Genomic DNA, 6,934 nt, shown 5'->3' on the forward strand with positions numbered 1-6,934 from the left:
CCGGTCAGCATGCGCTGGCCCCCCCCGCCGATCATGCCGCCGACGATCGCATCGGCGTCGAAGGTCAGGTCCGTCCCGCCGGCCGCCGACGGGGCGAGCGTGACCGCCACGTCCGCCGCCACCGTGCCCGGCCCGCCGGCGCCCTGGGCCTTCATGGTGAAGGAGCCGGGTTCGTTCTTGTCGGCGATGGCGACGGTCCCGTCATAGGTGCCCTTGACCGCGGCCACGCCGGCGGTGATCCGCATGGCGTAGGCGTCCGGGCCGGTCTCCGTCAGGGTCTCGCAGCCGGGCAGGCACTGGGCCAGGACGGCCGGGTCCATGAATGCGGCCCACACCTGGTCGACGGGTGCCTGCAGGGTGTGCGCTCCGGAGATTTTCATGACTGCTCCCTATTCGGTGGTGGTGGAGTGGGCGCGACGCAGCGACGGGATCTCCCCGCGCTCGTGCCGCTGGCGCAGCTCCCACAGTTCGACGGGCGAGATCGGCATGCGCGTGATCGGGAAGCCTTCGGCGTCCTCGATGGCCGAGGCGATGACCGCGCTGCCCGGGATGGTCCCCGCCTCGCCGGCTCCCTTGATGCCCAACGGATTCAGCGGCGACGGCGTCTCGAGGTGATCGGTCTCGACGTGCGGAACCTCGGAGGCATACGGCATCAGGAAGTCCATGAAGCTGGCGTTGAGAAGCTGCCCGGACTCGTCGTAGACCATGCGCTCGTAGAGGGCTCCGCCCACACCTTGCGCGACGCCACCGTGCACCTGGCCCTCGACGATCATCGGGTTGATCATCGTGCCGCAGTCGTGGATGACGCAGTAGCGCAGGATGCGGATCTCGGCTGTGACCGGGTCGGTCTCGACGACGGCCGCGTGCATGCCATTGGCGAAGGTCGCCTGGGTCGGCGAATAGAAGTCCTTGCCCTCCAGGCCGGGCTCCTCGTCGTCGGCGACCGGCGGCTTGTCCGGGTCGAAGGTGCCGGCGAACTGCGTTGCGGCCTTGGCCGCTTCGTCGAAGGCGTAGCGCAGCGGGTTGGACAGGACGGCCGTCATGCCGATGTCCATGCGCGTGTCCGGGGCGCCCGTGACGGAGATGACGCCGTCCTCGATCTCGAGGTCGTCGGCGGACACCTCGAGGGCGTCGGCGGCGATCTTCAGCGCCTTGGCCCGCGCGTTGCGCGCGGCCAGCGCGACGGCGTTGCCGCTCATCACGGCCGCGCGCGAGGCGAAGGTGCCGACGGCGTAGGCCATCTTGCGAGTGTCCCCGGTGGTGACATGGACACTCTCCAGTGGCACCCCCAACTCGTCGGCGACGATCTGGGCGAACGCGGTCTGGTGGCCCTGCCCTTGCGTGGTCAGCCCGGTCGCGACATTGACACGACCGCTCGTCTCGATGACGATGTGGGCCCCTTCGTACGGCCCGACACCCGTGCCCTCGACATAGCAGCCGATGCCCAAACCGACTCTGCGGCCGTGCTTTTCGGCTTCTTCGCGATAGGCAGCGAAGTCGTCCCACCCGACCAGCGCTTTGAGCTTCGCCAGCGAGGCCGGGAAGTCGCCGCTGTCGTATTTGAGCGGCCGGCCGTCCTGGAACATCAATCCGTGGTCGTAGGGCATTTCCTCCGGGAGGATGAAGTTGCGGCTGCGGACCTCGGCGCGATCGATGCCGAGATGGTCGGCGATCGCGTCCATCGTCCGCTCCATCGCAAAGACGCCCTGCGGGCGGCCGGCCCCCCGATAGGGGGTCACGAGCACGGTATTGGTGTAGAGCGACCAGAACTCCACCCGATAGGTGCCGGGCTTGTAGGGCCCCAGCAGCTGGGTGGCGGTGATGATCGGGACGATGATGCCGTATGGCGTGTAGGCCCCGTTGTCGTGCCAGAACTTCACATCAAGCGCGAGCACCCGGCCCTCGTCGTCGAAGCCGACCTCGACCTGCTGCAGCTGCCCCCGCTCGTGGGTGGAGGAGATGAAGTGCTCGCGCCGGTCCTCTGTCCACTTCACGTCGTGCCCGAGAATCATTGCGGCCCAGGGCACGAGGACTTCCTCGGGCCAGGGATGCATGATCTTGGACCCGAAGCCGCCACCGACGTCGGGCGTGATGCAGTCGACCTTCGCCAGCGGCAGACCGAGCCGGGTCGCGACGGCCGCGCGCACGCCGGTGGAGGTCTGGGTGGAGGACCAGAGCGTCAGGTGCTCGGCGTCGCTGTCCCACTTGGCATAGACACCCTTGCCCTCCATCGGGATGGAGGCGCTGCGCTCGATGGACAGGTCCAGGCTGAGCCGGTGCGGCGCCCCAGCCATCGCGGCGTCGAGATCGCCGACCTCCTGCAGCAGGTGGGCGCTGACATTGCCGGGCACGTCGTCGTGCACGAGTTCCGTTGCCGCACGCGACTTTTCGACACCCACGACAGCGGGCAGGAACTCGTAGTCGACGCGGATCTTCGCGGCGGCGTCCTCGGCGGCATACCGGTCCTCGGCGACGACGAAGACGATCGCCTCCCCGACGTGGTTGACCTCGTCCTTGGCGAGGGCGCGGCCGGTGCGCGGGGCGATCAGCGCCGGGTGCGGGATGAGCACGGGCAGGTGCTCCCCGACCGGGCCCTCCAGGTCCTCGTGCGTCCAGATCCCCACCAGTCCAGGGGTATCCAGTGCCTCGGTGACGTCGATGTCGACGATTCGCGCGTGCGCGTGCGGGCTGCGCACGAACGCTGCTTCGTATGCCGTGTGTCCCAGGTCGTCGAGATAGCGGCCGTTGCCGGTGACCAGCCGCGGGTCCTCCCGGCGCTGCACGGGAGCGCCGAACTGTCGCGTCGTCATGCGGGCGCCTCCTGCCGGTCGCCAGCCTCCGCGTCAGTGCCGCGGATAATCTCCGCCGCCCGGAGCACCGATTTGACGATGTTCTGATAGCCGGTGCACCGGCACAGGTTGCCGGAGATCGCCTCTCGCGCCTCCTCCGCCGTCGGCTCCGGGTTCTCGCGCAGGTAGGCGGTGATCGTGGTGATGAAACCCGGTGTGCAGAAACCACATTGGAGCCCGTGGCTCTCGGTTAAGGCTTGCTGCACCGGCCCCATCGCCTCGATCGTGCCGCAGCCCTCGACGGTCGTGATCTCGTGCCCCGCTGCCTGGACGGCGAACATCAGGCACGAACGCACCGGCGCCCCGTCGAGGAGCACGGTGCACGCACCGCATACCCCGTGCTCGCACCCGACGTGGGTGCCGGTCAGGCGCAGGTCGTGACGCAGGAAGTCCGAGAGCAGCCTCCGCGCGGGCACGCTCGCGCCATGCGCGACGCCGTTGACGCTCACGGAGACGGGGAAAAGTTCGCTCATCGGGAGATCACCTCGGCGATCAGGCGGCGGGTCAGTTCGGCGGCGAGCATGCGCCGATAGTCGGCGCTGGCGTGGATATCGGACTCCGGCGTGACGTGGGCACGGACCGCCTCGATCACCCCGTCCGCGCGCGCGGCGACGTCCTCGGCCGTTGCCCCCGAGAGCACCTCGGTCAGATCAAGAACGTCCGGCACATCGGTCACCGATACGAAGGACGCCCGCGCTGCAGAGATCGCGCCGTCGCCCGACGTCAGCGCCAACGCCACCCCGGCAACGGCGTAATCGCCACTGCGGCGGGCGGATTCGACGAACCCGGTCGAAGTGTTCGACGGGAAACGCCCGAAGCGCACCGCCGTCACCAGTTCGTCTGCGCCCAAGGTCGTCTCCAGCGGACCGGTGAAGAAATCCCCCGCAGCGATCTCGCGGGAGCCGGCCGGTCCGCATACCTCCATGACCGCATCGGTGAGGACAGCGACCGAGGGCATCTCCCCGGCCGCGTCCGCGTGCGCGATCGACCCGACCGTCGTCCCGCGATTGCGGATCGCCGGGTGCGCGACGTTCCGGAGGGCTTGCCGCAGCAGCGGCAACGCGGCATACGCCTCCTCGGACCGCTCGAGCTGGGCGTGGCGCACGCAGGCGCCCACGCGGACATACCCATCCGCGACCTCGATGGTGTCCAGCCCCGCGACCCCGTTGATGTCGATCAGGTGCGCCGGCGTGGCCAGGCGCATCGACAGCATCGGGATCAGGCTCTGGCCCCCGGCAAGGATCTTGCCGTCGTGGCCGACCTCGCCGAGTGCGGCCAATGCCTCGTCGAGGGTGCGTGGCGCGTGATAGACGAAGGGTGCGGGTTTCACGGAATCGATCCTCCCCCCATATCGGTGATGGATTGCTTCAAGAATGGCGCAGGGGTCCCGAGCCGAGCCCGGGACCCCTGGCCGTGATCGGGCCTACTTGGGGCGGTGCCCGTAGAAGTCCTCCGGATTGTCTTCCTGGAGAAGGTCGTCGACGCCGTCCTGGTCGCCATAGGTGTAGTCGCCCACGGCGATCGCGGCCCCTTCGTGGCGGGCTCGCAACTCGGCGGGCGCCATGGCCTTTGCGAGGTGGAACGCCGCGATCGTGACGATGGTGCCGAGCGCGATGCCGCCGAGGGTGAAGTTGTCCGAGAACTTCATCTGCACGTCACCGATGCCGATGATGATGCCGGCGGCGATCGGCACCAGGTTGATCGGGTTGCCGAAGTCGACGCCGTTCTCCTTCCAGATCTTGGCGCCGAGCAGACCGATCATGCCGTAGAGCACGACGGTGATGCCGCCGAGCACGCCGCCGGGGATGGAGGAGACGAGCGCTCCGAACTTCGGCGAGAGGCCGAAAAGGATCGCGACCAGCGCGGCGACATAGTAGGCAGCCGTCGAATAGACCCGGGTGGCGGCCATGACACCGATGTTCTCGGCATAGGTGGTCGTCGGGGAGCCGCCGAAGAAGGACGCAAAGGCCGTGCCGACGCCGTCACCCGCGATCGCGCGGCCCATGACCGGGTCCAGGTCGGCACCCGTCATCTCGGCGACCGCCTTGACGTGGCCGGTGTTCTCGGCGATGAGGGCGATGACGGCGGGCAGGACGAGCAGGATGGCCGCCGCGTTGAAGCTCGGCATGTGCCAGCCGGCGACCTCCATGCCGTCCGGGCCGACCATCGTCTTGGCCGGCAGGCCGAACCACGCGGCATCGCCGATGCCGGAGGTGTTCCAGCGGACGTGCTCGGTGGCCTCGGTCGCGCCGCCGAGGACGGAGGTGATCGGGCCGGCGGTCTTGTCGAGGATCCAGGACAGCAGGGTGCCGAAGATGAGAGCGAGGAAGACCGAGATCCGGCTGATGAAGCCCTTGAAGGCGACCGCGCAGATGATCGTGAAGAGCATCGTCAGCAGCGCGACCCACTGGTCCTGCGGCCAATAGATGCCGGCGACGACCGGCGCCAGGTTGAAGCCGATGAGCATGACGACCGCACCGGTGACCACCGGCGGCAGCACCCGGTGCAGCACTCCGGAACCCATGAAGTGGATCAGGACACCGATGATCGCGAGGACCAGGCCGGCGACGAGGATCGCTCCGGTGACCCGGGACGAATCGGCGCCCTCCTGCGCGCGAATGGCCGCGACGGCGCCGACGAAGGAGGCCGAGGTGCCGAGATAGGACGGCACCCGGCCGTTGACGATGAGCAGGAAGATGATGGTCGCCAGGCCGCTCATCATGATCGCGAGCTGCGGGTTGAGCCCCATGATGAGCGGGAAGACGAAGGTTGCCCCGAACATGGCGACGACGTGTTGGGCACCGAGACCGATGGTCTTGCCCCAGGAGAGACGTTCGTCGGGGGCGACGACGTCATCGGGGCCGGACAGGTTGCCGTCCCCGTGCAGAGTCCAACTGAATGCCATGGGGTCTTCTCCAACCTCAATCGGCGTCTGTATGACGCAGCTCACCCCATCGTTTGGGGATGGGGGGAACGGTAGTGGTGGTGCGCGTTTTACGCACTGAGCAAAAAACTACGGCCAACCTGCGGTTTTGTTGGCAATTCTTCACCGCGTGTCCGAGCGTGTTAACCCTGTTGTGACACTCGCGCGGGCGGACGGGCCTGGTGATTCTGGGACAAGCCGCGCATCTCGAGCACTTTCAGCGCGAGGGCGAGTGTCAGGCGCAGCTGCGGATCGGTCGTGAACGGCCCGAGCATCCGTTCCAGTTTCGCGATCCGATACCGCAGCGTGTTGTAGTGGAAGAACAGGATCCGGCTGGCCTCGGCCACATTGAGATTGGTGTCGATGAGCACGGTCAAGGTGGTGCGCAGCCCCGCGTTCTCGGGGTTGTCGTCGGTGGCCAGCTCGCCGAGGGCGTCGTCGACGAACTGGCGCAGTTCGTCGCTGTCCGGCACGAGGGAGAGCAGCCGGTAGATCCCGAGTTCGTCGAAATGCGTGATCGCTCCCGGGCCGTGCTTCTGCCGTCCGACCGCTACTGCCCGCAGCGCTTCGGCGTATGCCGCGGGGAGGTTCTCCACGCCCGTCACCGGTCGCGATACGCCGGTGGAGAACGGGCGCCGGCCACCGCCGCCGTCGCCGCGGACGACCCGCGCCAGATCGGTGATCGTCGCCATCACCTTCTCGGTGGTCGCGTCCGCCGGGATCGCGAGCAGGGTGACGACCTCCTGCGAGAAACCCATGACCGGCGCGCGACGGTCGCGAGCGCCGACGGCCCGGGTCCACGCGCGGGCGAACCGCTGCTGCAGCGCTCGGATCTCCTCACCGGACCGCTCGGTCGCCGAGTCGTCCTCGTCGGTTTCGGCGACGACGACCACGAGCCGTTCCCCGAGTGTCCAGCCGAGGCTGTCGGCGTGCGCGACGGCGTCGACGCTGGAGCCGGCCCGGCCGGACAGCGCGTCGCGGAGGAACTCGGCGCGGTACTTGCTCTCCACCGCCAGCACCGCCTGCTCCCGGGCGAGGGCCAGCGCGGCGACCGTGGCCGAGCGTTCGAGCAGATGAATGTCGTTGCCCGTCATCGGGCGGTCGTCGGCGATGGCGACGATGCGACCCTCCGCCCCGGAGCCGCCGACGATGCGCACCGACG

Annotated in this window: 6 protein-coding genes; all 6 read right to left on the reverse strand. The window is 68.5% G+C overall.

Going from position 1 to position 6,934, the window contains the following annotated elements; translation table 11 throughout:
• Positions 1-380 (reverse strand): SRPBCC family protein (locus tag BN11_RS07855; RefSeq protein ID WP_048701024.1); only part of this gene is annotated, 380 nt, incomplete at its 3' end.
• Positions 381-389: 9 nt separating this feature from the next.
• Positions 390-2,810 (reverse strand): aerobic carbon-monoxide dehydrogenase large subunit, encoded by a 2,421-nt coding sequence (gene cutA, locus BN11_RS07860; protein ID WP_048696396.1) that lies wholly within the window; start codon positions 2,808-2,810, stop codon positions 390-392.
• On the reverse strand, positions 2,807-3,322 hold the full coding sequence (locus BN11_RS07865; RefSeq protein WP_048696398.1) for a (2Fe-2S)-binding protein: 516 nt from the start codon (positions 3,320-3,322) through the stop codon (positions 2,807-2,809). Before BN11_RS07865 ends, cutA begins: the two co-directional genes overlap by 4 nt.
• A complete protein-coding gene (locus BN11_RS07870; protein ID WP_048696400.1) occupies positions 3,319-4,179 on the reverse strand; it encodes an FAD binding domain-containing protein in 861 nt (286 codons plus the stop codon). The genes BN11_RS07865 and BN11_RS07870 overlap by 4 nt, the downstream gene beginning before the upstream one ends.
• Positions 4,180-4,272: 93 nt before the next feature.
• A complete protein-coding gene (locus BN11_RS07875) occupies positions 4,273-5,754 on the reverse strand; it encodes a uracil-xanthine permease family protein (RefSeq protein WP_048696402.1) in 1,482 nt (493 codons plus the stop codon).
• Positions 5,755-5,915: 161 nt separating this feature from the next.
• The coding region (locus BN11_RS07880; protein WP_048696404.1) for a PucR family transcriptional regulator at positions 5,916-6,934 on the reverse strand (1,019 nt) is incomplete at its 5' end.

Source organism: Nostocoides australiense Ben110 (assembly GCF_001050535.1).
Classification (GTDB): Bacteria; Actinomycetota; Actinomycetes; order Actinomycetales; family Dermatophilaceae; genus Nostocoides_A; species Nostocoides_A australiense.